The organism is Microbacterium sp. B19 (assembly GCF_000333395.1).
GTDB lineage: Bacteria > Actinomycetota > Actinomycetes > Actinomycetales > Microbacteriaceae > Microbacterium.
Genome location: NZ_BADA01000404.1, coordinates 1 through 2879 on the forward strand (window position 1 = coordinate 1; position 2879 = coordinate 2879).

Genomic DNA, 2879 nt, shown 5'->3' on the forward strand with positions numbered 1-2879 from the left:
TCTCGTCGACCGCGGGCTCCTCCGCGGCGGGGGCGTCCTCGCCCTCCGCGTCGACCGGTGTGTCGAACAGCGTGTCGTCGGCCGGAGCGGCGGACTGCTCCTCGGTGGGGATGTCAGCGCCCTCGGGCGCGTCAACGGGCTGGGTCTCGGAGATGGACTCCACGAGTGCTCCTCAGAAATGAAACATGGTCAAATCACGGGTATCGCTGCAGAGCGCAGACGAAGATCACACCAGCGGTTCGGGAGACTGCAGCCGAGACCGGGTTCGCGATTTGTTGCGGATTTCGCAGGTGGTGCAGAGGCTCAGATTCGCGTGCTAAGCGGAACCCTCTGCGGGCTTCACTGTACCACCCTTGACGTCGACGGCGAGCATGAGCGCCTGCCACGGGGTGTCGACGACGGATGCGGTAAGGTCTGCGGCCGCCACACGCTGGCCCGGACCGTCCGCGAGCACCAGGACGCTCGGTCCCGCACCCGACACGACCGCCGCGTATCCCTCGGCGCGCAGCGCCCGCACGAGCCGGTCCGTCTCGGGCATCGCCTGCGCGCGGTAGTTCTGGTGCAGCTTGTCCTCGGTCGCGGCCATCAGCAGCTCGGGGCTCTGGGTCATCGCCGCGATGAGGAGCGCTGAGCGGGAGACGTTGAACACCGCGTCCTCGCGCGGCACCTGCAGGGGCTGCAGGCTCCGGGCGACCGCGGTCGACATCGTGAAGCTCGGGACGAGAACGAGCGGAGACACACCGCGGTGCACGATGAGCTGCTTGTGCTGGGGGCCGGTGGCATCCATCCACGCGATCGTCAGGCCGCCGAACAGGCCGGGGGCGACGTTGTCGGGGTGCCCTTCCATCTCGGTCGCGAGACGCAGCAGGTCGACGTCGCTGAACGCGACCTCGCCCTCGAGCAGCCCCTTCGCCGCCAGGATGCCGGACACCACCGCCGCACCCGAGGAGCCCATGCCCCGCCCGTGCGGGATGACGTTGTGCGCCACCAGGCGCAGGCCGGGCATCTCGCGACCGACCGAGGCGTACGTGTGCGCGATCGCGCGCACGACGAGGTGCGACGCGTCGCGCGGCACGTCGGCCGTGCCCTCGCCGCTCACCTCGATCTCGAGGCGACCGGGCTCGAGGGCCTCGACCGTCAGCTCGTCGTACACGCTGAGCGCGAGCCCCAGGGTGTCGAACCCCGGACCGAGGTTGGCGCTCGTCGCCGGCACACGGACCGCGACGCGACGCCCGAGGGCTGCGGTCACTCGGCCACCGGCTTCAGGTCGAGGACCGAGGCGACCTCGGAGGTGGTCGCGTCGACCACGGTCGGCTCGACCTGGGTGCCGTCGGCCTTGCGCAGCGCCCACTGCGGGTCCTTCAGGCCGTGACCGGTGACGGTCAGCACGACCTTCGCCCCGGCGCGGACGACTCCCGCCTCCGCCTGCTCGAGGAGCCCCGCGACACTGATGGCCGAGGCGGGCTCGACGAACACGCCGACCTCGCCCGCGAGGATCTTCTGCGCGGCCAGGATGCGCTCGTCGTCGATCGCGCCGAACCAGCCGTCGGTGGCCTCCCGCGCTTCCAGCGCGAGGTCCCACGACGCGGGGTTGCCGATGCGGATCGCGCTGGCGATCGTCTCGGGGTTCTTCACGACCGCGCCGGTCACGAGCGGGGCCGACCCGGCCGCCTGGAAGCCGAACATGCGCGGCACGCGCGTCGAGACGCCGCGTGCGGCTTCTTCGCGGTACCCGCGCGAGTACGCGGTGTAGTTGCCGGCGTTGCCCACGGGGATGAAGTGGAAGTCGGGGGCGTCTCCCAGCTGCTCGACGACCTCGTAGGCCGCCGTCTTCTGGCCCTCGATGCGGTCGGGGTTGACCGAGTTGACCAGGTGCACCGGGTAGTGGTCGGCCAGCTCGCGCGCGATCTCGAGGCAGTCGTCGAAGTTGCCGCGGATCTGGATCAGACGGCCGTTGTGCGCGACGGCCTGGCTGAGCTTGCCCATCGCGATCTTGCCCTCGGGCACGAGGACCGCGGCGGTGATCCCGGCGTGCGCCGCGTAGGCGGCGGCCGAGGCCGAGGTGTTGCCGGTCGACGCGCAGATGACGGCCTTGGCGCCGTGCTCGACGGCGCGCGACAGCGCCACCGTCATGCCGCGGTCCTTGAACGAGCCCGTCGGGTTCATGCCCTCGAACTTGACATAGACGTCGGCGCCCGTGCGTCGCGAGAGCGCGGGGGCGGGGATGAGCGGCGTGCCGCCCTCCCCCAGCGTCACGACGGTGGAGGCGTCGGTGACGCCCAGACGGTCGGCGTACTCGCGGAGGACTCCGCGCCAGACGTGTGCCATGTCAGTTCCCTTCCACGCGCAGTACGGAGACCACGCGCTCGACGACGCCGCTCGCGGCGAGACGCTCGACGGTCTCGCTCAGGTCTTGCTCACGGGCCTGGTGTGTTCCGATGACCAGACGCGCCGACCCGCTCCCGGCGGGGTTCTCGGCATCCGGTTCGATGGTGGTCTGCTCGACGGTCGCGATCGAGACGCGACCCTCGCTCAGGATGCCGGCGACCGTGGCGAGCACGCCGGGCTGGTCGTCGACCTCGAGCGTGATCTGGTACCGCGTGATGACGCGTCCGATCGGCACGGTGGGGAGGTTGGCGCGCGTGGATTCGCCGACGCCCACACCCCCGGCGATGTGGCGGCGCGCGGCCGAGACGACATCGCCGAGCACGGCGGAGGCGGTCTGCACGCCACCCGCCCCGGCGCCGTAGAACATCAGGTCGCCGGCGGCCTCGGCCTGGACGAACACGGCGTTGTTCGCGCCGTGCACGCTCGCGAGCGGGTGCGTGCGCTCGACGAGCGCGGGGTACACGCGCACCGAGATCGACTCGGTGGCCTCG

The 2879-nt window shown here is 71.3% G+C and carries 3 protein-coding genes; all 3 read right to left on the bottom strand.

Features of this window, described 5'->3' with window-relative positions:
* Window positions 1–316: 316 nt before the first annotated feature.
* Entirely contained in the window at window positions 317–1249 is a 933-nt protein-coding gene (gene thrB / locus I5G_RS14315; protein WP_022879667.1) for a homoserine kinase, read from the bottom strand.
* A complete protein-coding gene (gene thrC, locus I5G_RS14320) occupies window positions 1246–2328 on the bottom strand; it encodes a threonine synthase (protein WP_022879668.1) in 1083 nt (360 codons plus the stop codon). Before thrC ends, thrB begins: the two co-directional genes overlap by 4 nt.
* 1 nt (window position 2329) lies before the next feature.
* The coding region (locus I5G_RS14325) for an ACT domain-containing protein (RefSeq protein WP_022879669.1) at window positions 2330–2879 on the bottom strand (550 nt) is incomplete at its 5' end.

Excerpts from the sequence above, each read along its gene's own strand:
- thrC (WP_022879668.1), bottom strand. The coding sequence starts at position 2,328 with ATGGCACACGTCTGGCGCGGAGTCCTCCGCGAGTACGCCGACCGTCTG.